Origin of the sequence: Roseobacter sp. EG26, assembly GCF_049830555.1 — a bacterium.
Taxonomy (GTDB): Bacteria; Pseudomonadota; Alphaproteobacteria; order Rhodobacterales; family Rhodobacteraceae; genus Roseobacter.
In genome coordinates, this window is the sequence record NZ_JBNBLH010000002.1 from 448,242 (window position 1) to 471,876 (window position 23,635).

General features: G+C 55.8%; 24 protein-coding genes, 1 tRNA gene, 1 other RNA gene and 1 pseudogene. 18 read left to right on the top strand and 9 right to left on the bottom strand.

The features are described 5' to 3' along the window. Positions 1-8 precede the first annotated feature (8 nt). Positions 9-356, bottom strand: a transfer-messenger RNA (tmRNA) gene (gene ssrA / locus ACOTTU_RS07725). Positions 357-398: 42 nt separating this feature from the next. Next, positions 399-752, bottom strand: coding sequence for a DUF4345 family protein (locus tag ACOTTU_RS07730; protein ID WP_425657097.1), 354 nt, complete (start codon positions 750-752; stop codon positions 399-401). A gap of 353 nt (positions 753-1,105) precedes the next feature. Here ACOTTU_RS07730 and ACOTTU_RS07735 point away from each other — a divergent pair, with 353 nt between their 5' ends. Next, entirely contained in the window at positions 1,106-1,522 is a 417-nt protein-coding gene (locus tag ACOTTU_RS07735) for a GAF domain-containing protein (protein ID WP_425657099.1), read from the top strand. A gap of 112 nt (positions 1,523-1,634) precedes the next feature. Then, on the top strand, positions 1,635-1,982 hold the full coding sequence (locus ACOTTU_RS07740; protein WP_425657101.1) for a hypothetical protein: 348 nt from the start codon (positions 1,635-1,637) through the stop codon (positions 1,980-1,982). Here ACOTTU_RS07740 and ACOTTU_RS07745 read toward each other — a convergent pair. After that, positions 1,979-2,725, bottom strand: a complete 747-nt coding sequence (locus ACOTTU_RS07745; protein WP_425657103.1) for a FadR/GntR family transcriptional regulator — start codon at positions 2,723-2,725, stop codon at positions 1,979-1,981. The genes ACOTTU_RS07740 and ACOTTU_RS07745 overlap by 4 nt on opposite strands. A 76-nt stretch (positions 2,726-2,801) precedes the next feature. On the opposite strand from ACOTTU_RS07745, the gene ACOTTU_RS07750 reads away from it, so the two are divergent. The 5 genes from ACOTTU_RS07750 to acuI all read left to right on the top strand — a co-directional run bounded on the left by ACOTTU_RS07750 (position 2,802) and on the right by acuI (position 6,979). After that, positions 2,802-3,590 (top strand): DUF2182 domain-containing protein, encoded by a 789-nt coding sequence (locus tag ACOTTU_RS07750; protein WP_425657104.1) that lies wholly within the window; start codon positions 2,802-2,804, stop codon positions 3,588-3,590. 4 nt (positions 3,591-3,594) lie between these two features. Further along, on the top strand, positions 3,595-4,302 hold the full coding sequence (locus ACOTTU_RS07755; protein WP_425657105.1) for a DUF1326 domain-containing protein: 708 nt from the start codon (positions 3,595-3,597) through the stop codon (positions 4,300-4,302). After that, on the top strand, positions 4,299-4,808 hold the full coding sequence (locus ACOTTU_RS07760; protein ID WP_366523342.1) for a DinB family protein: 510 nt from the start codon (positions 4,299-4,301) through the stop codon (positions 4,806-4,808). The genes ACOTTU_RS07755 and ACOTTU_RS07760 overlap by 4 nt, the downstream gene beginning before the upstream one ends. Before the next feature lies 1 nt (position 4,809). After that, positions 4,810-5,913 carry a dimethylsulfoniopropionate demethylase gene (locus tag ACOTTU_RS07765; protein ID WP_425657108.1) on the top strand — a complete coding sequence of 368 codons (1,104 nt, stop codon included), beginning with the start codon at positions 4,810-4,812 and terminating at the stop codon, positions 5,911-5,913. A 73-nt stretch (positions 5,914-5,986) separates the two neighbouring features. Beyond that, positions 5,987-6,979, top strand: a complete 993-nt coding sequence (gene acuI, locus ACOTTU_RS07770) for an acryloyl-CoA reductase (RefSeq protein ID WP_425657110.1) — start codon at positions 5,987-5,989, stop codon at positions 6,977-6,979. Between the two features lie 97 nt (positions 6,980-7,076). Here acuI and ACOTTU_RS07775 read toward each other — a convergent pair whose 3' ends face one another. Beyond that, positions 7,077-8,918 carry a BCCT family transporter gene (locus ACOTTU_RS07775; protein WP_425657111.1) on the bottom strand — a complete coding sequence of 614 codons (1,842 nt, stop codon included), beginning with the start codon at positions 8,916-8,918 and terminating at the stop codon, positions 7,077-7,079. A gap of 280 nt (positions 8,919-9,198) precedes the next feature. Here ACOTTU_RS07775 and ACOTTU_RS07780 point away from each other — a divergent pair, with 280 nt between their 5' ends. The 10 genes from ACOTTU_RS07780 to ACOTTU_RS07825 all read left to right on the top strand — a co-directional run bounded on the left by ACOTTU_RS07780 (position 9,199) and on the right by ACOTTU_RS07825 (position 19,365). Further along, positions 9,199-10,422, top strand: a complete 1,224-nt coding sequence (locus tag ACOTTU_RS07780; RefSeq protein ID WP_425657112.1) for an aminotransferase class V-fold PLP-dependent enzyme — start codon at positions 9,199-9,201, stop codon at positions 10,420-10,422. A 67-nt stretch (positions 10,423-10,489) separates the two neighbouring features. After that, complete coding sequence (locus ACOTTU_RS07785; protein ID WP_425657114.1) at positions 10,490-11,908, top strand: cryptochrome/photolyase family protein; 1,419 nt, start codon at positions 10,490-10,492, stop codon at positions 11,906-11,908. Positions 11,909-11,981: 73 nt separating this feature from the next. Continuing rightward, positions 11,982-13,190, top strand: a complete 1,209-nt coding sequence (locus ACOTTU_RS07790) for a class I SAM-dependent methyltransferase (protein ID WP_425657116.1) — start codon at positions 11,982-11,984, stop codon at positions 13,188-13,190. A gap of 28 nt (positions 13,191-13,218) precedes the next feature. Beyond that, positions 13,219-13,659 (top strand): TrgA family protein, encoded by a 441-nt coding sequence (locus ACOTTU_RS07795; protein WP_425657118.1) that lies wholly within the window; start codon positions 13,219-13,221, stop codon positions 13,657-13,659. 22 nt (positions 13,660-13,681) lie between these two features. Further along, positions 13,682-14,779, top strand: a complete 1,098-nt coding sequence (locus ACOTTU_RS07800; RefSeq protein WP_425657120.1) for an NUDIX domain-containing protein — start codon at positions 13,682-13,684, stop codon at positions 14,777-14,779. Between the two features lie 54 nt (positions 14,780-14,833). Further along, the gene (locus tag ACOTTU_RS07805) at positions 14,834-15,871 is read left to right on the top strand and encodes a cysteine synthase A (protein WP_298921569.1); all 1,038 of its coding nucleotides are present in this window, start codon (positions 14,834-14,836) and stop codon (positions 15,869-15,871) included. Positions 15,872-15,936: 65 nt separating this feature from the next. Beyond that, positions 15,937-18,195 (top strand): DUF3772 domain-containing protein, encoded by a 2,259-nt coding sequence (locus ACOTTU_RS07810; RefSeq protein ID WP_425657122.1) that lies wholly within the window; start codon positions 15,937-15,939, stop codon positions 18,193-18,195. Then, positions 18,192-18,914, top strand: coding sequence for an alanyl-tRNA editing protein (locus ACOTTU_RS07815; protein ID WP_425657124.1), 723 nt, complete (start codon positions 18,192-18,194; stop codon positions 18,912-18,914). Before ACOTTU_RS07810 ends, ACOTTU_RS07815 begins: the two co-directional genes overlap by 4 nt. Positions 18,915-18,984: 70 nt before the next feature. Further along, a tRNA-Ser gene (locus tag ACOTTU_RS07820) sits at positions 18,985-19,074 on the top strand. A gap of 78 nt (positions 19,075-19,152) precedes the next feature. Continuing rightward, a complete protein-coding gene (locus tag ACOTTU_RS07825) occupies positions 19,153-19,365 on the top strand; it encodes a hypothetical protein (protein ID WP_425657125.1) in 213 nt (70 codons plus the stop codon). Between the two features lie 317 nt (positions 19,366-19,682). Here ACOTTU_RS07825 and ACOTTU_RS07830 read toward each other — a convergent pair whose 3' ends face one another. The 5 genes from ACOTTU_RS07830 to ACOTTU_RS07850 form a co-directional block, all read right to left on the bottom strand. Then, positions 19,683-20,234, bottom strand: coding sequence for a hypothetical protein (locus ACOTTU_RS07830; protein ID WP_425657127.1), 552 nt, complete (start codon positions 20,232-20,234; stop codon positions 19,683-19,685). 259 nt (positions 20,235-20,493) lie between these two features. Then, complete coding sequence (locus ACOTTU_RS07835; RefSeq protein ID WP_425657128.1) at positions 20,494-21,162, bottom strand: hypothetical protein; 669 nt, start codon at positions 21,160-21,162, stop codon at positions 20,494-20,496. Between the two features lie 8 nt (positions 21,163-21,170). Further along, positions 21,171-21,929: a hypothetical protein gene (locus tag ACOTTU_RS07840; RefSeq protein WP_425657130.1), complete on the bottom strand. Its 759-nt coding sequence runs from the start codon at positions 21,927-21,929 to the stop codon at positions 21,171-21,173. Continuing rightward, on the bottom strand, positions 21,929-22,330 hold the full coding sequence (locus tag ACOTTU_RS07845) for a hypothetical protein (RefSeq protein WP_425657132.1): 402 nt from the start codon (positions 22,328-22,330) through the stop codon (positions 21,929-21,931). The genes ACOTTU_RS07840 and ACOTTU_RS07845 overlap by 1 nt, the downstream gene beginning before the upstream one ends. Positions 22,331-22,346: 16 nt before the next feature. After that, positions 22,347-22,895 carry a hypothetical protein gene (locus ACOTTU_RS07850; protein ID WP_425657133.1) on the bottom strand — a complete coding sequence of 183 codons (549 nt, stop codon included), beginning with the start codon at positions 22,893-22,895 and terminating at the stop codon, positions 22,347-22,349. Between the two features lie 147 nt (positions 22,896-23,042). On the opposite strand from ACOTTU_RS07850, the pseudogene ACOTTU_RS07855 reads away from it, so the two are divergent. Further along, positions 23,043-23,494 (top strand): annotated as a pseudogene (locus ACOTTU_RS07855) (transposase); the annotation flags it as partial. Positions 23,495-23,635 lie beyond the last annotated feature (141 nt).

The following is a 23,635-nucleotide window of genomic DNA, read 5'->3' on the forward strand; positions in this document are numbered from 1 at the left end:
AGGAGAGAAGTGCAGGCTTCTGTTGCCAGGTGCCTGCGGACCCCGCCTTACGTCGCTAAACGCAAGGAGTTAGGTTTCAGTATCTCAGGTCGCTTACGCGGCCATTGCTACTGGAGCACGATTGTCATTTGCAATTGTACATGTTTCGCCGATAACGGTGGCAGACAGCCGAGACAAAGCAAACCCCTTTAGACGTTCGTCGATCCTGTTTCGGCCCCATGATCCCCAAATGAAGGATTTTGGTGGAGCCGCCGGGTACCGCCCCCGGGTCCGATCCGCTTATTACGAGCGCGTTTATGTCCATAGTCCCGAAGGACGCTTTAGATATAAGAGGATCAGGCTGCTGTTGCAATCAGACTGGGCAAATTTGCCGGAAATTGTTCTATAGACTCGGATTTTTAAAGATTGAGGCCAAGACCAAGCATGCCAATAATGGTTTCACAAATCAGGAACACCCATTTCTTGCGGGATTGTCCGTCCAGCATCAGTGAAGTCAGTCGCCCTATCGCCCCACCAGCCCAGATAAAACCGATCATGGCGTAGGCGTCGGGCGTATTGAGGGCGAGCGCGCCGATACCTGCAAGGACGTAGAGGGCACCAGAGGCTGCGCGTATTTCCGACATGCCCATGGTCGATCCGCCGTCTTGAAGGTCAATCGTCGACATTGTGTATTTCGGCGCCAGCCACCCGAAAATACCCAAGGCGATGCTGATCAATGCGAGAGAGATGTTAATGCCGGTTACAATGTCCATTCTGGGCCTCTGTTTGCATTTGTTTCCGCGAAGCTAAGCCGAATTGCCGAAATGGCCAGCCACGTCTGCTGACGCCTGACAGCAAAGGACCCTTTCGACGCAATTGTTGCTGTGTTAGCTAGAAACCATGTCCATTAACCGGGTCCATTGTTATCGGGGCGAGTGGTATGTGATATGCGCAGGTTCGCGCATGTGCTGGGAAATTGTTCTTTCAATTGGGAAAGCATTGGCCAGAATTTAAGGACGCTCCATTGTCGGTGCGGCCTGTGACGATTGAAAAACGAAGCCTTTTGGTTATGCCGGTTTTTGTGATTCTGCACTGCGGGTGAATTATGGAAAATCAAGACAACATTTTGACACTGGAAGCACTGGCCGAATGGCTGAGCGATAAAATCGGCAATTGCAGTGTGCTCATTACGCAGGTGCAGACGGATAAGCAGTTGAATTTGGCAACCAGTGGTCAAGCGCTACCAGATGCGGTGCGGGATGAGGTCCCCATTGGCTATTCCATTTGCCGTCATGTTGCGGCGATGGATTTTCCGTTGGTGATTGATGACGCCTTTACGCACCCCTTGCTGAAAGGCAACGCAATGGTCACAGAGTTTGGCGTCGGTGCCTACGCAGGGGCGCCCACCCACAGCCATAATTCAGAGCCTTTTGGGGCTGTCTGTGTGTTGAAACAGAACATACACCGTTGGCAGGCGCCTGAAATCTCCCTGATCATTCGCGCAGCGAGTATGGCCGACAAGGTATTCGCCGCCGCGGGATAGTGTGCAGCCATGCTTGACAGATGATTTGCTCTACCTAGAATGTTTTTCTTGCATAAACTTCAATCAGTGGTCGTATTGTAAAAGTGCAGTGGCTGCCTGTCAGGGTGGTACCATGACGAAAGGAAGATCTGTTTCGCTTATGGAAAACGTCCCGCCAATTCGTCTGTTGTCAGAAGAACCCGGTTCTGACGACGCTGAGAAGGCGCAGATCGTCCGTGCGTTTTTTGATTTGGCGGATGCGATCATAGAGGACGCACCCAAGGAAAATCCGGCCCCCCTTGAACTCTCCTTGTCTCGCAGCAGGATTGATGAGCTGATTGATAAACACAGCGACGCGCAGTCTGTCGAGCACATCAAGAACATCTGGAATGCATTGCAGTATCTTGTTGATGAATCTGCTGCGGAAAAAAGTACTGATCCAACAGCCTCAGAGTCTTCGGTGACTAAAAAACGTACCTAGCTCGCGGGTTTACTGGATTTTTTCAGACGTGAGGCAAAGACGCTCTGGGCAAGCGTCTGAGTTTCTTCTTCCAGCGCTGACAGGGCGGCCTGGGTTGCTCGGGGGTCCTGCTGCTCCAACGCGTCCGCGATGCTGGTGTGCAGCGCGACAATTTTGCCCCGTGACCGGGCGGTGAAGGTAATCATGTTCATCAGGGGCTGCATTGCCTCTACCGCGCCTGACAGCTGATAGGACAGAACCGGGTTTGACGCGCCGTCGACAAGCGCCCGGTGAAACGCTACATCGGAGGCACAAAAGGCTTCGTCTGTAAGCCCAGGATGCCCCTGGCGCAGAATCTCCGCGCGCATTGTCGCCAGATGATCCGCCGTGCGACGTTCGGCAGAAAGCGGCGCGCAGGCGCGCTCCAGGGCATAGCGTGCTTCGCAGGCGGTCTCAAAACTCACGGCATTCATGCTCAGAAGCAGCGTGGACGTGGTGATTTGCTGTGGCTGTGCCGCTTCGAAACTCAGACGATTTACAAATGCGCCGCCCGTGGCTCCGCGCTGGGTGCGGATCAGCGATTGCGCTGCCAGCCGTTTCAATGCCTCTCTGACCGTAGGACGCGACACATTGAACTGGTCAGACAGCTCTGCCTCCGAAGGCAGCCTTTCGTCAACGATCAATGTGCCATCCACGATGGCATTTCTTATGGCGGCGGCGATCTGCGCGGACAGATCAGCAGGGCTGTCGGGGTCAATTTTCATTTGTCTTACATTTAATGTTTGATCGACTTCTAATTGTCTGGCATTTGATTGGCAAGGATTAAGGGGGACTCACTTCGTGCACGGCATCATGCGCTCCACACTCTGGCTTGGATTTTTTACCGCCATTCTGGCGGCCTGGTGGGTCATGTACGCGATGAGCATCGACATGGACCTCGATCTTCTCGGAAGACCGGGCGAGATGGGCGCACGCATGGCCGCGATGGACCCGCGCATGCCCATGTATATGCCCATGGCCAATTTCGGCCCGCTGTTTGCCATGTGGGCGATTATGATGGCGGCGATGATGTTGCCCACCCTTGTACCGACCTTACGCGCGTACGAGGACCTGATGGTTTCAGCAAACGGCACGCGGGCAGGGTGGTTGGGCGTTTTGCTGGGCTATTTCGTTATCTGGGTTGGCTTTGCCGCTGTGATAACGGGCGCGCAACTCGGCTTGCTGTTCGGCGGCATCATCGACATGCTCGGTGTCGCCAAATCGCCGCTGGTGGCGGGCGCGCTGCTTATCATTGTCGGTCTTTTTCAGTTCACCCGCGCCAAGGAAATCTGCCATGGCGTCTGTCACGCGCCGGCGATGTATTTTCTGGGTCATTGGCGCACAGGGTTTCAGGGCGGGCTGGGCATGGGGCTGGGCCTTGGTGCATTTTGTGTCGGCTGTTGTTGGGGTTTCATGTCGCTGGGATTTGTCGGTGGGGTGATGAACCTCGCCTGGATGGGCTTGGCGACACTCTTCATGATCCTCGAAAAACTGCCGCAAATCGGACATTACGTGACAAAACCTATGGGGGTCATCTTATGTGCTGCGGGTCTCGCAGTGATGGGCTGGCCGAGCTTGATGGGAGGATAACATCATGGCAAAGAACAGACGCGCGGACGCTGACAAGCTGCCCATCAGCCAGCGGATTGACCAGCGAATGCCCAACCCCAAAAGGCGGCAGACAAGCCCGACGGAATGGGCGATCAAGGGCGAGCTTTTCCTGAATTGTTCATGCACGGTGTTTTGCCCCTGCGTTGTCAGCCTGGGCGCGCATCCCCCCACCGAAGGCCACTGCCATGCCTGGATGGCGATTGCCATCGACGAGGGCCACTACGAGGGCGAAGACCTGGGCGGTCTGAATATCGGGCTTCTGGTCGACATCCCGGGCCGCATGGGCGAGGGCAACTGGAAGGTGGCGGCCTACGTGGATGAGCGGGCAACCGGCAAGGCCTACAATGGTATCTTGCAGATATTCTCAGGTGCAGCCGGAGGCACCACAGGCCTCTTCACCATGCTGGTGTCGAAGATCATCGGGGCGGAGCGCGCGCCCGTTGAAATCGTTCGCGACGGCAATCGCCGTTCCATCATGATCGGCCGCAAGATTCAGGGGGAGATCGAAATGCTGACCGGTAAAGACCCCGAACATCCGGTTATGGTCAGCAATTCCAAATACTGGATGGGCCCGGATATCATCGCCGCAACCGGCCTGAAAAGTCGCGTGCGGGATTACGGTCGCGTCTGGGATTTCGGTGGAAAATCGGCAGAGATTTGCCCGATTGATTGGAAAGGCCCTAAACCGTGATCGACCCGGCCTATGCGGTGATGATGGCACGCTACAACGGCTGGCAGAACGGCCAGTTGATGCCTGTGCTGGAAGCCATGTCGCATGAGGACCTGACCCTCGACAGGGGTGCGTTTTTTGGCTCGCTACTGGCAACGGCGAACCACCTGCTTTGGGGCGATACCCTCTGGATGAGCCGGTTTGACCCGTCGGTGGAGCCCCCCGCAGTGCCGCCCAAGGATCATGCTAAGCTGCATCCGACCATCCAGTCATGGGCGGCGGACAGGTTTCGGATGGATGGCAAAATCCGCTTCTGGGCCGAAGGGCTGCGCACTTTGGACCTCAAGGGAGATCTGATTTTCACGCCCAGCACTCTGGGACGTGAAGTGACGGTGCCTTTGGCCTCATCCATCGTGCATTTTTTCAGTCATCAGACCCATCACCGCGGGCAGATTCACGCGATGCTTACAAGTGCAGGACAGAAGGCCCCAGTCAGCGATCTGTTCCTGATGCCAGAGGATGCCTGACATGGCGTTGATTTCACCTTCGCGGCGGTTGCGCCGCACGCCCTTTTCCGCAGGTGTCGAAGCGGCGGGCGTCAAAGCCTATACCATCTACAACCACATGTTGCTGCCAACGATTTTTGAAAGTGTCGAGGCGGACTATCATCATCTGAAAAACCACGTTCAAGTCTGGGATGTCTCTGTAGAGCGACAGGTGGAACTGCGTGGTCCGGATGCCGCAAGACTGATGCAGATGCTCACGCCGCGCGATCTCAGAAGCATGTTGCCCGGGCGCTGTTTCTACGTGCCTATCGTCGATGAAACAGGCGGTATGCTGAACGATCCCGTCGCCGTGAAACTGGCTGAAGATCGTTGGTGGATTTCGATTGCCGACAGTGACCTTCTGCTCTGGGTTAAAGGCATTGCCAATGGGTACCGTCTGGATGTGCTTGTGGACGAGCCTGATGTGTCACCGCTGGCGGTGCAGGGTCCCAAGGCAGATGACCTGATGGCCCGGGTCTTTGGCGATGCGGTGCGCGACATCCGGTTTTTCCGGTTTGGCATGTTTGAGTTTGAAGGGCGCGATCTGGCGGTTGCGCGATCCGGTTACTCCAAACAAGGGGGCTTTGAAATCTACGTCTCCGGCAGTGACATTGCGATGCCGCTTTGGGAGACGCTCTTTGCTGCGGGCGAGGATCTGAACGTACGGGCAGGGTGCCCCAACGCCATCGAGCGGATCGAAGGTGGGCTGCTTAGCTACGGCAATGACATGACCGATGACAACACACCCCATGAATGCGGATTGGGCAGGTTCTGTGACACCCAGACGGCGATTGGCTGTATCGGAAGGGATGCTTTGTTGCGCGTCGCAAAGGAAGGCCCGGTTCAGCAGATCAGGGCGATTGCCATTGAGGGCGATCCCGTGCCGCTTTGTGATCGCGCCTGGCCGCTCTTTGCACAGGGTCGGCGAGTGGGCCAGATCACCTCGGCCACCTGGAGCCCGGACTATGCCACCAATGTGGCCATCGGCATGGTGCGGATGACCCATTGGGACAGCGGCACCGCACTTGAAGTCGAGACCCCCGACGGCATGCGATCCGCGACAGTGCAGCCGGGGTTTTGGCTTTAGACGATTTCAGCGCAACATTATGCGTGTACCCAAGAGACAGTAAAACTGGGCAGGGACCCGAAAGGAGACAAGGATGTTCAAGGCACTTGTGGTGAACAAGGATGACGAGAGCGGCAAAACCTCCGCCGCTGTCGCGGAGATTTCAGAGGATCAACTGCCCGATGGGGACGTGACCGTCGCGGTTGAATATTCGACAGTCAACTACAAGGACGGTCTGTGTATTGGGCCGGGCGGTGGTTTGGTGCGCAACTATCCTCATGTGCCGGGGGTTGACTTTGCGGGCACTGTCGAAGCCTCCGACGATGATCGTTGTAAACCGGGGGACAAGGTTGTGCTGACCGGTTGGCGTGTCGGCGAGGGCCATTGGGGCGGTTACGCTCAAAAGGCGCGGGTGAAGGCTGACTGGCTTGTGCCGCTGCCCGATGGGCTGGACACACGCGCCGCGATGGCCGTGGGGACGGCCGGTTTTACCGCGATGCTGTCTGTTATGGCCCTGCAAGACCACGGCTTGAAACCGGGCGACGGGCCGGTGCTGGTCACCGGTGCTGCGGGCGGCGTTGGGTCGGTTGCCGTCGCTCTGTTGGCGTCACTTGGTCATGAAGTGGCTGGTGTGACGGGACGACCGGAAACCGCAGACTACCTCAAGGGCCTCGGGGCCAGCCAGATCGTTGCGCGTGAAGAGATCAATGAGACCGTTAAACGCCCGTTGGAGGCTGAAACCTGGGCCGGATGCATAGATGCGGTTGGCGGCGCGATGCTGGCGCGTGTCCTGGGGCAGATGAAATATGGCACCTCCGTCGCAGCGGTGGGCCTTGCGGGCGGTGCAGGGCTGCCGGCAACCGTGATCCCTTTCCTGTTGCGGGGCGTGAACCTTCTGGGCATTGATTCCGTCATGCAGCCCTATGAGAACCGCGTTCGGGCCTGGCAACGGGTCGCCACCGATCTGCCGATGGATAAGCTTGAAGCTATGGTTGTGCCCGCGACGCTTGCTGATTTACCCCAGCTTGGAGCAGATATTCTCAGAGGTCAGGTCAAAGGCCGCGTCGTCGTCGATGTGAATGGTTAAGTCGCCGTTCGGATGCCACCCTGAGCCTTTGCGGATTTGAACAGCGCAGCAAAAAAGGGACGCTCGAAGGAGCGCCCCTTTTTTTGTGAGCTAGAGATTACTCGGCAGGCTGAGCCTCGGCATCTGTAGCAATACCCGCTTTTTCGCGACGACCGTCGTTGAAGAGCGCCTTGATCAGAGAAATCACCATCAGAACCATCACCATGGTAAAGGGCAATGCGCCGATGATCATGGCGTTCTGCAATGCGCTCAGACCACCACCGCCAGCCAGCAGCAGGGTGCCGATCACAAGGGTCAGAATGACGCCCCAGATAATCCGGTGCTTGACACCTGTTTCTTCCGCACCACCGGACATGATGGTGTTCATCACCAGAATGCCGGAGTCGGCGGAGGTCACAAGGAAGGTCATGATCAGCACAACGCACATGATGATGATGCCTTGCAGGAAACCGCCCGAGAGCATGTTTTCCAGCGTGACAAACAGTTTCGCGGAATTGGAGGCACCAATGATGGCCCCTTCGGCGGCACCATTGATTTCCAGATCAATGGCCGTGCCGCCAAGGATTGTCATCCAAGCAAAACAGACCAATGCCGGGGCGATGACCGCGCCAAGGACAAACTCACGTACCGTGCGACCTTTGGAGATGCGCGCCAGGAAAAGCCCGACAAAAGGCGAGAACGCAATCCACCAGGCCCAGTAGAAGGTGGTCCAGCCAGCCTGCCAGCCAAACAGACGTCCCTGGTCCCCTGCATCATAGGCGGCTTCAAGATCAGCGGCAGGCAGTGCGGCCGCCGCACCTTCGAGGCCCCCTGTAAAGCCCGACAAGCTGCCCCAGGGGTTTGTCGCTCCCGAGTAGATGGTGCTCAGTTCTTCGGCAGGCAAGGCTTGTACCGATGCAGGTGCCGCCTGGGCAAAAGCGCCTTCGCTCAAGGGTGAATAAGCCTCGAAGCTCAGACCGGTGAAGCTGATCACATAGTCGATCAGGGCAGTGGCATAGGTGGTCATCGCAAAGAGAAACGAGCCGAAAATCACAAAGGTCATCAGCAAGATCAGCGACAGCACCAGATTGAGATTGGAGAGATATTTCACGCCGCGCCCAACGCCTGATACCGCCGAGATGATCGACATGCCCATGATGACCACCAATGCAACGATCAACCCGGTTTTGGTTGCGACCGGTGTGTCGCCCGAGGTGTCCATCATCCATTGTGCACCGGTGATCGAAAAGACCCCGTCGACCAACTGGCTGACGCCGAAACCGATGGTTACGGAGACACCAAGGATGGTTGCGACAACGCCCAGCACATCGATGATATGACCGAAAATCCCGTTTGCGAAGCGACCGATCAGGGGCGTCAGGGCTGAACGGATCGTCAGCGGCATGCCGCGTGTGTAGGCGTAGTAGGCGAGGCTCAGGCCGGTGACCACATAAATGGCCCAGGCATGGAAGCCGTAGTGCAGGAAAGTATAACGGAAGGTGGATTTCAACGCTTCCGGCGTGTTGCCTGCCACCTCACCGGCGACCACCACCGGATTGGACCCCCAAAGCCCGAGCGGTTCCGCGGTTGCAAAGGTCATGAGACCCACGCCCAGCCCTGCACCAAACATCATCGAGAACCAGGAGAAATTCGAGAACTCCGGTTTCTGCCCGGGCGTGCCGAGCACCCGGCTTCCGGAGGACGGTATCAGCGCAATGATGAAAAGAAAGAAAGCAAATACGCCAACCGACAGAATGTAGAACGTGTTGAAAGACAAGAGCAGGGTGGTGTTGATCGACGAAAGCATCGCCCCGGCGCCTGCGGGAAAGACAAGGGCCCAAAGGACCAAAAGGACCATGCTGACCTTGGATATCAACGCGATGGGAAGGCTGTAGCCTTCATAAAAGCCGGTATCCTGAGTATTGATCTCAAGATCCGTAAACGGTGGTTTCACAGACATTTTGGTTTCCTCTGTTGCGATCCGACCGTCTTGGCGGGCCGTGACCGGTGTTTGACCGGGAGCAAATAGAGGCTCCAAATGTGTCCGATACCTTATTGTTGCCGGTCATTTGGTGTTGGGTGCATACCACCCATCGCGCGACTGTGACAAAATAAATCCCGGCGCGTTGGTTTTCAGGCGACGTTTGAGGTGCAGCAGCGACCTTTGGTGACGTTGAAGAGGTGCGTGTTTGGCCAATAGGGCTCTTGACCTGTGAAGCGTTGCGAGGGACCGTGGCCCCATGACATTAGATTTGAATTTCGTCCGCTCACAGTTTCCCGCATTCGATGTCCCGAGCCTGCAAGGTCAGGCTTTTTTCGAGAATGCGGGTGGCTCCTATACGTGCACGCCGGTCATTGACCGGCTGACCCGGTTCTACAACGAGCGCAAGGTGCAGCCCTATGCGCCCTATGAAGCCAGCCGTCTGGGCGGCGAGGAAATGGATGAGGCGCGGTCCCGTCTGGCGGCGATGCTGGGGGTGGAAACAGAGGAGCTGAGTTTCGGGCCGTCAACCACTCAGAACGCCTATGTTCTGGCACAGGCTTTTGCCGAGATGATGACACCCGGCGAGGCCATCGTCGTCACCAACCAGGATCATGAAGCTAATTCCGGCCCTTGGCGCCGCCTTGCCGCCCGAGGCATCGAAATTCGCGAGTGGCAGGTTGATCCTGAAACCGGACACCTTGATCCGACCCGATTGGAAAACCTGCTGGACGAGAAAGTGCGACTGGTTTGTTTTCCCCATTGCTCCAACGTTGTGGGTGAGATCAACCCGGTAACCGAGATCACCGCATTGGCGCATGCGGCCGGTGCATTTACCTGTGTCGATGGGGTATCTTATGCGCCGCACGGCTTTGCCAATGTTGGCGAGTTGGGTCCGGATATCTATCTGTTCTCAGCTTACAAGACCTATGGTCCGCATCAGGGTGTCATGGTGATCCGCCGTGCACTGGGTACCCTGCTTCCAAATCAAGGCCATCATTTCAATGGCGACAGCCTTTACAAGCGCTTCACACCCGCTGGCCCCGATCATGCCCAGGTGGCTGCCTGCGCCGGTATGGTTGACTACATCGACGCTCTTTATGATCATCATATCGGTGAGCAAGCGACGCCTGCCAAGCGTGGGCAAGCGGTTCACGATCTGATGCGCGGTCATGAGATCGATTTGCTGGAACCTCTTTTGGCCGCAGTGAAATCGCGGAATTCGGTGCGGTTGATCGGTCCATCGGATGCGCGCCGCCGTGCCCCCACCGTGGCGCTTGCCCTCAACCGGTCCGGCGAAGATGTCGCGGCAGAATTGGCATCGCGCGGGATCATGGCCGGGGGCGGCGATTTTTATGCTGGCCGGGCATTATCCGCCATGGGCGTGGATGAAACCACGGGCGTGTTGCGCCTGAGCTTCACCCATTACACCTCTGCCGAAGAGATCGACAAACTTCTGGCCGCGCTTGACGACGTTTTGTGATCCTGTCGGTGATCCAAACGCTTCCGGCATACGTAACATTTTAGACGAAACGTGAAGGCCGTATCGAGTGACGACGTCTCCAATTTTGATCTGGTTCCGTCGGGATTTCCGGCTGACGGATCACCCGGCGCTGAGTGCAGCCTGTGCCACCGGATCTCCGGTTATTCCGGTTTTCATTCATGATCGTGAGGTTGATGCTTTGGGCGCGGCGCCAAAGTGGCGTCTGGAACTTGCCATTGATACGTTTGCGCAAAGCCTCGCAGCCAAAGGCAGCCGTCTGATTTTGCGCCGCGGCTCAGCATTGCAGGAGCTGCAGAAGCTTGTCACCGAAACAGGGGCCAAGGCTGTCTACTGGTCGCGCCTTTATGATCCGGCAAGCATCGCACGCGACACAGAGATCAAGAGCACCCTGAAAGAGCAGGGTGTTGCGGCCCAGTCTTTTGGGGGCCATTTGCTGTTTGAACCATGGACCGTCGAGACCAAGACAGGTGGTTTCTACAAAGTCTACACGCCCTTCTGGAACATGGTGAAAAACCGTGATGTAGATGCGCCGCTGAAAGCACCCGACAGTCTCCGCGCACCGGCGCACTGGCCGGATAGCGACGATCTGATGCAGTGGAACATGGCGGCTGCAATGAACCGTGGCGCCGATATTGTGCGCCCGCATGTGCGGTTGGGGGAGAAGGCAGCTCAGTCGCGGTTGGGCGCGTTCATAGACCGGATCGTGGACGGATATGACGTCACCCGCGACCTGCCTGCGGTTGATGGCACATCGGGCTTGTCTGAAAACCTCAGCCTGGGCGAGATTAGCCCCCATCAATGCTGGCACGCAGGCCAGCGCGCGCGGCAGGAAGGCAAGAGGGGTGCTGAGACCTTTTTGAAAGAACTGGTCTGGCGCGAATTTGCCTATCATCTGATGCATCACACACCGCGTCTTCTGACCGGGAATTGGAAGCCCGATTGGGACGGTTTCCCCTGGCGAACAGATGATGCTTCGCAAGACGTCATGGCGTGGAAGCAGGGCCGCACGGGCATTGAATTTGTCGATGCTGCGATGCGGGAGCTTTACGTAACCGGTCGCATGCATAATCGCGGCCGCATGATCGTTGCGAGTTATCTGACCAAACATCTGCTGACGCATTGGAAGATCGGGCTTGATTGGTTCGAAGAATGCCTGATCGACTGGGACCCCGCCAGCAATGCGATGGGCTGGCAGTGGTCCGCCGGGTCTGGCCCCGATGCCACGCCGTACTTCCGGGTTTTCAACCCGGTCACGCAGCTCGAAAAATTCGACAAGAACCGCGACTACGCAGACCGCTGGATCGCTGAACAAAGAGCCAACCCTTCACCGCAGGCCCTGTCCTATTTTCAGGCGATCCCGCGATCCTGGAACCTGTCGGCAAATGCAGAATATCCCGCCCCGGTTGTACCCGCGGATGTGGGCAGAAAAGTCGCACTTAATGCGTATGAAAACAAAGGCTTCTGAAACTCTTGATCGCGCAGATGCGTGTATCTTAACAATGGGCTCACGCCCGACTGTCACAACGAGCGAAACCTGTATGATCCTGACGACGACGAACGGCCAAGACAATCTGCCGCGCTACTTCCCCCAAGTTTTTGCGATGGCTGAAAAGATGAATAATGGTCGTGTAGAATTTGTGATGCCCGACGCGCGGCGTTTTCGCGCAGAGGGCAAGAACCCGGGTCCCGTGGCTGAACTTCACATCCACAATGATGATCTTTTTGCCCGCCTGATCCGGGAAGGAGATCTGGGCTTTTGCGACGCCTATCTGGACGAATGGTGGTCGACACCGGACCTTCAGGCTTTCATGAATCTTGTTCACGCCGATAACGAAGACATCTACGATGGCTTCCCCGGCATGTTCTTTTTGCGTAATTTCGAGAAATTCCGGTTCTGGTTGCAACGCAATCACAAAAATCAGGCCCGTAAAAACATCAGTCACCATTATGATCTGGGCAACGCCTTTTATGGTTTGTGGCTGGATGACACCATGACCTATTCGTCAGCCATCTTCGAGACCGGCCAGGAAAGCATGGAGAATGCGCAAATCGCCAAGTATAAATCCATGGTCGACGAAATGGGGGCGCAACCGGGGGATCATATCCTCGAGATTGGCTGTGGATGGGGCGGATTTGCGGAATATGCTGCCAAGGAGCGGGGCCTGCGGGTCACCGGTCTGACGATATCCGAAGAGCAGTTTAAGTATGCCAGAGAACGTATTGAAAAAGCGGGCCTTTCAGAAAGGGTGAGCTTCAAGCTTCAGGACTATCGGGATGAGACTGGCCTCTATGATGGGATTGCCAGCATAGAGATGTTCGAAGCCGTTGGCGAAAAATACTGGCCCACGTATTTCGATGTTGTGCGCGAGCGTCTCAAGCCGGGAAAAACCGCGACACTACAGGTCATTACGGTCGCTGACAGGCGCTGGAAGGTCTATCGGCGGGGCGTGGATTTCATTCAGAAATACGTCTTTCCGGGGGGGATGCTGCCAAGCCCGACAGCTCTGCGCAGTCAGATATCGCGCGCCGGGTTGGCTGTGGAGCGATCGATCGAATTTGGCCACAGTTATGCCGTAACTTTGCGCCGATGGCATGATAGCTTCAATGAAAAATGGGATCAGGTAAGCGCGATGGGGTTCGATGAACGCTTTCGCCGGATGTGGAATTTCTACCTGACCTCATGCGCCGCGACGTTTGAAAGTACCAATTGTGACGTGATTCAGATCACTGTGAGGCGGCCGGGGTAGGGTCGCGAGACCAAAAAGGAACGACCCAATGCCCGACGCCGCCAGATTGTTTGCATCCATTTGCATCGGAATTGTTGGGTTTCTGGTTTCCTATCAGATCATGCCTTTGATGCCGGAAAGCACTGATTTCGGCAGCTTTGCCTATGTCAACGGGATCATCGGTATCTTTGTCGGTTGGCGGGTCATGGGCAAGCGGGCAGGGCGCGGTGTTGCCGCCGCCATCAACAACGGTATGGGTGGCGTTCTTGTGCTGGTGTTATGGGGTCTCTTCATCCACTCCAGCTATCAAATGTTCGACCGCGCCATGGCGAATTGGTATAACGGTGCGTTTCAGGCGCTGCTGGCGATTTTCAAGTTCATGGCGGAATACGGGCTTGTCATGATCAACCCCTTGGTTATGTTCACCCTGATCTCGGGCGGCATTCTGTCCGGACTTGCAACAGAATACGCTTGGCGTACTTGGCGGTGAAATAGAATTGAACCCTAAACCATTGTTTTTGTTTGGGACGCTGCGGCATCGCGCGCTTCTCGACGCGGTCATCGGTGTTAGCACACATTTGCGCATCTCACAGGCGGAATTGTCTGGTTTTGCCCTTCATGCGGTTGCAGAAGGGCCATTCCCGGCAATTGTCCCCAGCCCGGATGCCAGTTGTCTGGGCGGCCTTGTCGAAGGGCTGACCTCGTCTGATCTGGAACGTCTGGCTTTTTATGAGGGTGCTTTTGGCTATGCCTTGGAAGATGTCGTCCTGACTGATGGTGGCCTGGCGCGTGCCTATATGCCGGAACCCGGGCGATGGACGACAAAGGGGGATTGGTCCCTTGATGATTGGGTCCGGGACTGGGGATCGCTGAGCGTTATTTCGGCGCGCGAAGTCATGTCCTACATGGGCAAAAGGGCCCCTGACGAAATCGCGGCGATGTTTCCCATGATCCGCGCGCGCGCATGGTCGCGGCTGAATGCGGCGCAGGGCAAACATGATGAGAAAACCCTGCATGGCACCGTGGATGTTCAACGACATTACCGTGCCTATGCGCAATATTTTGCGCTGGATGAGTATGACCTGAGCCATGAACGTTTCGACGGCAGCATGACACAAACTGTCAAACGCGCGGTGTTTCTGTCACCCGATGCAGCCCTTGTGCTGCCTTACGATCCAGTCAGGGATCGCGTGTTGGTCGTGGAGCAAATGCGCATGGGGCCCTTGGCGCGTGGGGATAAGACCTTATGGCAGCTTGAACCTATCGCCGGTCGGCTCGACCCCGGGGAAACCCCGGAAACAGCCGCTCGGCGCGAAGCCATGGAGGAAGCGGGCCTCTCCCTTGGCGCGCTGCATCCTGTGGCCGAAACCTATTGTTCGCCCGGTAATTCATCAGAGTTTTACTACATCTATGTCGGGCTGGCCGATCTGCCAGAGGATATTGCTGGCGTTGGTGGGCTGGAAGCAGAGCACGAAGATATTCGGGCCCATTTGATGCCTTTCGATGATCTTCTGAAGCTCTGCGACGATCAGGGTGCGGCGAATGCGCCATTGGTGCTGTCGGCTTACTGGCTGGCACGACATCGTGACCGGTTGCGCACCACCTCTTGAGGTCACGCCGGTGCAACGCTAGGTGTGGTGCAAGCACTTAGAAGGGGCATGGTGATGCACGTTGCAAGCGATCTGGCCGCGGCCATTGGAAACACACCTCTGATCCGGTTGAAACAGGCCAGTGATGCCACGGGTTGCGAGATCCTGGGAAAAGCCGAATTCATGAACCCGGGCCAGTCGGTCAAGGATCGCGCGGCGCTTTTTATCATCAAGGATGCGGTCGAAAAAGGCCTGCTGAAACCGGGTGGCACCATTGTTGAAGGAACCGCCGGAAACACAGGGATCGGTCTGGCCCTGGTCGGTGCTTCGATGGGATTCAAAACCGTCATCGTCATTCCTGAAACGCAAAGTCAGGAGAAAAAAGACATGTTGCGCCTTGCGGGCGCTGAATTGGTTCAGGTTCCGGCAGCACCCTATCGCAATCCCAACAACTTCGTGCGTTATTCTGAACGGTTGGCGGCTGAACTGGCGCGCACCACCAATGAAGGTGTGATTTGGGCCAACCAGTTCGACAACGTTGCCAACAGGCAGGCCCATGTTGAGACAACCGGGCCGGAAATTTGGGCGCAGACCGATGGCAAGGTTGATGGCTTCATCTGCGCGGTCGGATCGGGCGGAACCCTCGCAGGCGTTTCCGAAGCCCTGAAACCAAAGGGCGTAAAGATCGGCCTTGCGGATCCGGATGGGGCGTCCCTTCATAATTACTACACGAATGGCGCGTTGGAGATGTCTGAAGGGTCCTCCATCAATGAGGGGATTGGCCAGATCAGGATCACCAAGAACCTGGAGGGGTTCACGCCTGATTTCAGCTACAACATCCATGATGCCGAAGCCCTGCCCATCGTGTTCGATCTGCTGGAACACGAAGGGCTCTGCCTTGGTGGCTCCAGTGGCATGAACATCGCAGGTGCCATACGTATGGCGCGGGATATGGGGCCGGGACATACCATCGTGACCATCCTGTGTGACTACGGCACGCGTTATCAGTCGAAACTTTTCAACCCGGAGTTCTTGCGGGAGAAAGGGCTGCCAACGCCGGGTTGGTTGGAGCAGGCGCCGGCGAGTATTCCGGGCGTGTTTGAGGACGTATGATCCAACGGGCCAAAGCGCTGGCATGGGGTATTTGTTGCGCCGTTTTCCTGTGTGTGGCGTCAGCTATGGCGCAGGATGCAGACAAAACCGACATCGAGGCGACGTTCAAGGCATGGGAGAATGTCGCTGAGCTGGCGGAAACTGCCATTGACCGTAACATTGCAAGCAACGAGCGTTTGGAGCGGTTGCGGGCGGAGGTCGCTGTGTATCGCAGCGATTTCTCGGCGGCCAGTCAGGTCAATGCCGAGCGCATTGCGACGCTGCGCAAGCAGATCGAAGCTTTGGGGCCAGTGCCTGAAAATAGCGAAGAATCCATAGAAATCAGGGCGCGGCGCACGGAACTCGATGCCCAATTGGAACGGCTTCTTGAACCGGTGCGCGTTGCCGAAGAAGCCTTTCGACGCGCGGACGGTCTGGTGCGCGAAATTGATGCAATCATCCGCGACAGGCAGGCGCGCAGGTTGCTGTCTTTGGGACCATCACCGCTAAACCCGGCAAACTGGCCGGTTGCCGCAGACGAATTCTTCAACATTCTCAAGCCAGGCTCCGATGAGGTTGCGGCTTTTCGAGATCCGGATTTGCGAAAGGCGTTTCAGGAAAAACTCCCGCTGATCCTGCTGCTGATCGGTATCGCCCTGGCGCTGATCATCCGAGGGCGGACCTGGGCCGGTATCTGGCTCAACTACCTCAGAGAATGGGGTGGACGTGGTACCGGGGTTTGGGGTTTTTTGGTCTCTTTGTTGCGCATCTTCCTGCCGCTGACAGGCTTTTTCATCCTGACATATGCCATTCGCATGACCGGCATGATTGGCGAGACGATGGATCTGTTCCTGAAGTTCCTGCCTTTCTTTGCCTTTGTCCTTTTGTGGTTCAGATGGTTGGCCGAGAGGCTGTTTTCACGGTTCGATGACATTGCCCTGATCCAGTTGCCGCCCGAAAAACGTCGGGCTCAACGGCTCTATGTTTTGCTGTTGTCAGTGTTCTTCGTATCAACCGGCGTCATTGAACTGCTGTTGGAAACCGGCGTCTCCGGCCCGGCAACGGAAGCAGTTTTGAGTTTTCCATTCATTGTGCTGATAGCACTTGTCCTTGGCGGTATGGGGCGGATCTTGCGCGGTTACGTTGTAAGCACCGAACAGGCCGGAGAAGAGACCCCTCGCGGCGGCGGGTTGGCGCGGGTATTGCGCGGCTTCGGCACCGCGATGATGGTCGTCTCCGTGGTCTCTCCGATCATGGCCGCAATCGGTTACGGCGAAGCGGGCAGCGCGCTCCTTTTCCCCACGGTCATAAGCGTGCTCATTTTGAGTTTTATGCTGACGCTGCAAAGATTTTTTGCAGATGTGTACTGCCTGATAACCAAGCAAGGTCCCGAGGCCCGGGAGGCGCTTATCCCTGTCATAACGGGGTTTGTTCTCGTCCTGCTGTCGATGCCGCTGCTGGCGCTGGCCTGGGGCGCACGGGTTGCGGATCTGACCGAGCTTTGGGCCAACTTCAGCCGCGGCTTCGAGATCGGAGACACGCGGATTTCGCCCGGTGACTTTGTCACGTTTGCAGTCATCTTTGTCGTTGGTTATTCGATCACCCGGCTCGTTCAAAGCACCATTCGCGTCAACGTACTGCCCAAGACCAAGATGGATATTGGCGGCCAGAATGCCATCGTATCAGGGTTGGGATACATCGGTATTTTCCTGGCTGCCCTTTTGGCGGTTACAGGGGCAGGGCTTGATCTGTCTTCACTTGCCATTGTGGCCGGAGCGCTTTCGGTGGGGATTGGCTTTGGCCTGCAAACCATCGTCTCCAACTTTGTTTCAGGCATAATTCTCTTGATCGAGCGCCCGATTTCGGAAGGCGACTGGATCGAAGTGGGCGGACAGATGGGCTATGTTCGCGATATTTCCGTGCGGGCCACGCGCATCGAAACCTTCGACCGGACTGACGTTATTGTTCCGAACGCGGATCTCGTGTCGGGCACCGTCACAAATTATACGCGGGGCAATAAAGTTGGCCGCCTGATCGTTTCAGTTGGGGTTGCCTATGGCACGGATACCCGCCGGGTTGAGGCGATCCTGAAAGAGATCGCCAACGCGCAACCCATGGTCCTGTCCAAGCCGGAACCGATGATCCTGTTCAACAATTTCGGGGCCGATTCCCTGGAATTCGAAATCCGCATGATCCTGCGGGATGTGAACTGGATCATGGCCGTGAAGAATGACATCAACCATGAAATTGCGGAACGTTTCGCCAAGGAGGACATCGAAGTGCCCTTTGCCCAGCGTGACATCTGGTTGCGCAACCCCGAAGCCCTTAAGGACGCCAAGTCATGACAACCCAGATGCTTTTTCGGGCGGATCCTTATCTGAAATCCGCCGATGCGTCGGTTGTGGCGCACACGAATGAAGGTGGTGTGGTTCTGGATCGCACCGTTTTCTACCCGACCGGAGGCGGGCAACCGGGAGACAGTGGAAAGCTGGATTGGCCGGGCGGCTCTTTGTTGATCAAGACCACTGTAAAGGGCTCCGACGGATCAATCGTTCTGATGCCCTCGACGGAAGCAGAGTTGCCTCCGCTAGGTCAGCAGGTGACGCAAACTCTGGATTGGGAGAAACGGTATGGACATATGCGTATCCACACGGCGTTGCATCTGTTGTCCGTCGTCATCCCATTTGGCGTTACCGGTGGATCGATCAGTGCTGACAAGGGGCGATTAGATTTCGACATGGCCGATCCTCCCGAGGACAAATTGGCCATCGAACAGGCGCTGAACGAGAAGGTCGCCACGGACGCATCTGTAAGTGAAAGCTGGATCACTGAAAGCGAACTCGACGCGCAGCCTGATCTGGTGAAAACCATGTCCGTTCAGCCCCCGCGCGGCGCAGGGCGCATTCGCCTTATTCGGATCGGCGATGCCGTCCATCCCTTGGACCTGCAACCTTGCGGTGGCACCCATGTTGCAAAACTGGGTGAGATTGGCCGTTTACGCATTGGGAAAACAGAGAAAAAGGGCCGTATGAACCGCCGGATCTATCTGCATCTCGAAGACTGATCGGATTGAAATGCAAAAGGCTATTTTCTCCCTTGCATAACTTGTGCCTGGCGCGCTACACCGCGCGAACGGAGCGGTGGCCGAGTGGTCGAAGGCGCACGCCTGGAAAGTGTGTAGGCGGGAGACCGTCTCCAGGGTTCGAATCCCTGTCGCTCCGCCACTACCATATCTTATTGGTTTTACCTGGTATCGTTGCGCGGCCTTTTTCTTTGCTGTGCAGGCAATTGCGACGTTTATCATGACGTTGGGTTCTTTCGATGATGGCTGCACTATTTCCCTGAGTGGTAGAGAGTGTGGTGTTTCTGAAGCGGCCCTATCCGGCAAGCTGACAATGAAACTGGTCGAGGATCTTGAGGTCGCAGATGCAGCGCGCGAAGTGGTGGAAATGAGTTTGGCACACCAAGTTGGATCAGATGTGGAGCGGGCATGGGTGGCGATCAACCATACATGAGACCGTCTCGAAACGCTTTGTGAGACCTGCGAACGCCCATGTCAGAAGCTCAGTCCCGAGGCCAGTTTGGCGGCTTTATAAATTTAGTCGCAATCATGGACTGGCAGCCGCGCAAGGTTTTTGCGGGGCGGATCGCCCGCCAGCGCCGGAAACCATCGTCCAGATGGACCAAAGGCCAGTCATGCACCAACAATCAAATTGGACCACGCAAATGAGGCTGATCAATTCGGCCGTGAAGAAATCTTTACGCTCAAATCAGTCGTCAACCGCAGGGAATGACGATTGGCCGAGCAAGACGCATTGCTTGCAATTGGTCACTAGATTTCACGGTCGTCGAGCGCGTATCGATAGAGTGCCAGAACGTCAGCACCACCCATCTGCCCCGCTTGGACAGAGTGCCGGCGGCGGTCATTAAAGTCATCGAATAGGTAGATCAGGCGTGAGATATTCTGGTAGTACTGGCGCCCCATGGTAAATGACTGTTCCGCACGCCAGCGGTATTTCCGTGCCTGGTTCGCAATCCGTTTATCCTCGTGGCGAACCAATGCTTGCAAGCTAAGTGTGTCGGCCAAATACGACGGTGGGAAATGCATAGGCGCATCGACCAGCCGTTCGGCATCCATTAACTCTTTGAGCCAGAGGCTGGCGTCGCTGAGCCTTTGCCGCGCCTCTTGGTCTTCGCTGGCAGCGAGCCCATCAATAACAAAGGCGTCATCAATCAGCGCTTTTAACGCAGTCAAATTTGCCAAGGCAGGATACTTATGGTGAGTGACCAAGTAAATTAGCGTGGCGCGTGCGTGGCGTCGGTGACCCGTAAATGTGCTAATTTGTGCGCTAAAGTGCTGTTGATAGCTTTCAACTGCATCCAAAAGATCTTTCGATAACAGCTGATCCGTTTGGTCTCGTAAGCACTTAACGTTTGCGTCCCAATGAGATAGGGACCTAGATTGGTTTTGAATGAGGTTGCTTTGGCTTGAAGGGCAATATCGGTGATAAGCAAACGAAGCTCCGATGCGAGCGTCGCCGCGACAACCTCGGAAGTATCCGTGGTTCGAAAGTCGGATCGCTTCTCGCTCGCGCCTAGTTGGGTTTTCGTAGCGTCGATATCGTCCGGATAAGCCAGCTCCTTCAAACTGACCAGCCGGTCAATTGCAAACGTGCCAATGTCACTTCCGTCAGATCGGTTATTGAACTATAAGCTGTTTGCAACACAAAGGTTGGGAGGTTCTTTTCATCGAGTGTGTTCCAGTCACCGCGTTCGGCATGTGGCATCGGGGTTTCACTCATTTTTATATTGAGACGTCGTGCTGACATATTTGCTCGATAGAACACAAAACGTCTTACTTCGTGTAACGCCAAAGCGTAATTGTAATGCGCTTTAAAGAGGTATCCTTCTGTACCCGATTCCCGACAATCAGGATTATTCGTTACAAGCTTTGGAAATCCGCTGTCGGATATGTTGTAAGCCGCCCGTCCCTTAAAGAAATGCAGGTCCCCGGCCTTATTGTGCAGTTCGGCCATCACCAACAGGTGGTTCGAACGCGCATCGCGCGCTCGCGTACGTCCGCTATCGTGCGGGTTTTCCATCTTTTCGGTTTCGGTGGAAGTCACGTCTCGTACGAACGGAAGCGTCGTACGAAGCGCACTTAATTCGCGCTCGACAATACTAAGGCTGGTATCAACGCCGTTCTCCAGCTTTTCAGCCACCCAGGCGCCGGCAAAAACTGGTTGGAAGATCAATGGCAGGTGCTTGACGACATGTGACAAGGGGGCAGGATCGGTTTCATGCCGGTCCAACGCCGTCTTTAAATCATACTGCCGAAAAGAAATGCTGAATGGTATTGCGCCTGCGCGCGCTCTTCATCCGCTTGCTGCTCGTAGGTCAGACCGACTTGCAGCATCAGGCGCAGTCGTCTTATCGCCCACGGTAAGTTAAGTCGTATGGCGTCTTTTGCCGCTTCCGATTGCAGTAGAATACCATGCATGAACGGCGCGGGAGGCCGGTTTGGCCTTTCCGAACGCACAAGATCTGTGGCTTTGACCAGCATCGATTCTTGTGCGTAACTGGACCAAAAGTTGGATTGAATGACACCTTCGATGGCTTGTTGTAATTTATCGTCAGAGCTCAGAAGGGCTCCGTTCAAGCGTTCGAACTCTTGATCAATCGATTGCAGCGCGCGCTCGTAGTAGTCGCGGGAGATGTCGTAAGCTTGGTCGAATTCATAGAGTTCACCAAGCGCCGTCATCAGATCGGCGTTTGTCTCGCCCGAACTTTCCAGCATCTCTGTGAACTTCGTTTTCAGCTCGTGGCTCTCGTCTAGTGTAAAGTTCAGAGCTGCCATCTCGGCCTGCGAGATCCGCGAAAGGTATTTGATTTCTATGGCTAACTCAGATCGAAAGCGGAAAGCAAAAAGGCCGTTGAGCACTCTATGAAAATAACGCTCTGCCGAGTTGCTCAGGATGGCATCGAACAATCGCCTGAGGTCAGGGGCCCGGTGAATATGCGCTAGTTCGTCCAATCGCTCGATTGACGACCAAGAAAACGCCCGATTGTGCATTTTCATCAAGAAATCAAAAATGAATATGATTGATTGATTGATATTTTATCGTCGCGCTGCAGAAGATCCACACCAAAACTGGTCTCAATGTGCCGGAAGAGAGAGTTAATAAACTGAACGCGATAAAGTAGCTTTTCATCGATCACCAGCGCATCTCGCGATGTGGGAACAAGAGCATCCTTTTCGATCTGTGGATCCAGCAAAGACCCGCTGGGGCGTACCATTTCACTCAAGAGTTCGTTCAGCTTCTTTGGAGATCCAGCTGAACGATAGGCTAGAAATCCGATAAAGGTGCCAAAGAACTCTTCGCGCCATAATACTTGGAGCTTTTCAAGCGCTCCCAGATCGTCCCAGTCAGCATCAAATGCTTTCCTATTTGTGTCCTTGCGCCGCATGGTATTGCCCATGCGCGAGTCGATTAGGTCAAAATCGGCATACGTTCGCGCTGGCGCGCGATATGATCGGCATAGAGCATGGCGGTACTTCCCATTCTCGGAAGGCCGATCCACGGCAATGGCGACTCTCGATGAGCGTTTCCTCAAAATTGACTGAACTCGAGTAAGTGTTGACTAGAAATTCCTTGATCCTGAGGTCAAGTGCTCTGTTTGGATGCTTGCTATATCCGACAAGCGCATTGTCGTAACGCGCACGCGAGAAATCTATCAAAAGCGAAGGCAAATAGATTTCATGATCGAAAATCGAAGTGAGAAGAGGCTGAGAGGACCTCAGGCGATTTTGGTCGCGAACCCATTCATCATGCAGTGCGCGACCACCAACAAAGATGAATCTTGCCGGTGCAGACGAAATCACACGCTTCATGTCTGATAGAAGGCGATGCAACTGATAAGCGCAATTGCGTTCGCTAAGAAGTGCCTGCTGGTCCTGTTCCGCGACTATGCGCACAGTTGGATCAGGGTCGACAACACCGCTCAACTTGTCCAGTTCGTCGAATACAAATTGGAGGTCCGGCATCGGTATCGTAAATCGGCGCCAGGGCCCATAAGCTGAGCGTGAGCTCTGCGATCAATTCCTCTTGTTTGACGTCAGCGCTAATGGGACAGTTTAGGTCGATTTGATAAGGGAGGGTTTCTGGCACATCGTAACCACCAAGGAGTGGAGATGAGACAGAAACCCAGAACACGCAAGAGCCACGGCGAGAAGTTTGTCAAAGACATCCGCCGCGCCACGCGCAAGCAGTATTCAGCGGAAGAGAAGATCGGGATCGTCTTGGACGGCCTAAGGGGCGAGGACAGTATTGCCGAACTGTGCCGCCGCGAGGGGATTGCGCAGAGCCTCTACTACAGCTGGTCCAAGGAGTTCCTCGAAGCTGGGAAGAAGCGCCTGGCGGGTGACACGGCCCGTGCTGCGACGTCGACCGAAGTCAAAGACCTGCGTCGGGAATCCCGTGATTTGAAAGAGGTCGTCGCTGAACAGGCCCTGGAGCTGCGGCTGATCAAAAAAAGCATGCTCGGGGCTGGGGAGGACGACGCATGAGGTACCCCGCATCTGAGAAACTGGAGATCATTCGCCTGGTCGAAGGCTCGCATCTCCCGACCCAACGCACGCTGGATCTGGCGCTGCAGGCTTCGGGTTGTGATCAGGCGACGGTCCTGCACAAGCCACGCCTGCTCAGCGACAACGGGTCGAGGTACATCTCGGGCGAGTTGGCTGATTGGCTGGAACATCAGCAGATGGACCATGTCCGAGGCGCA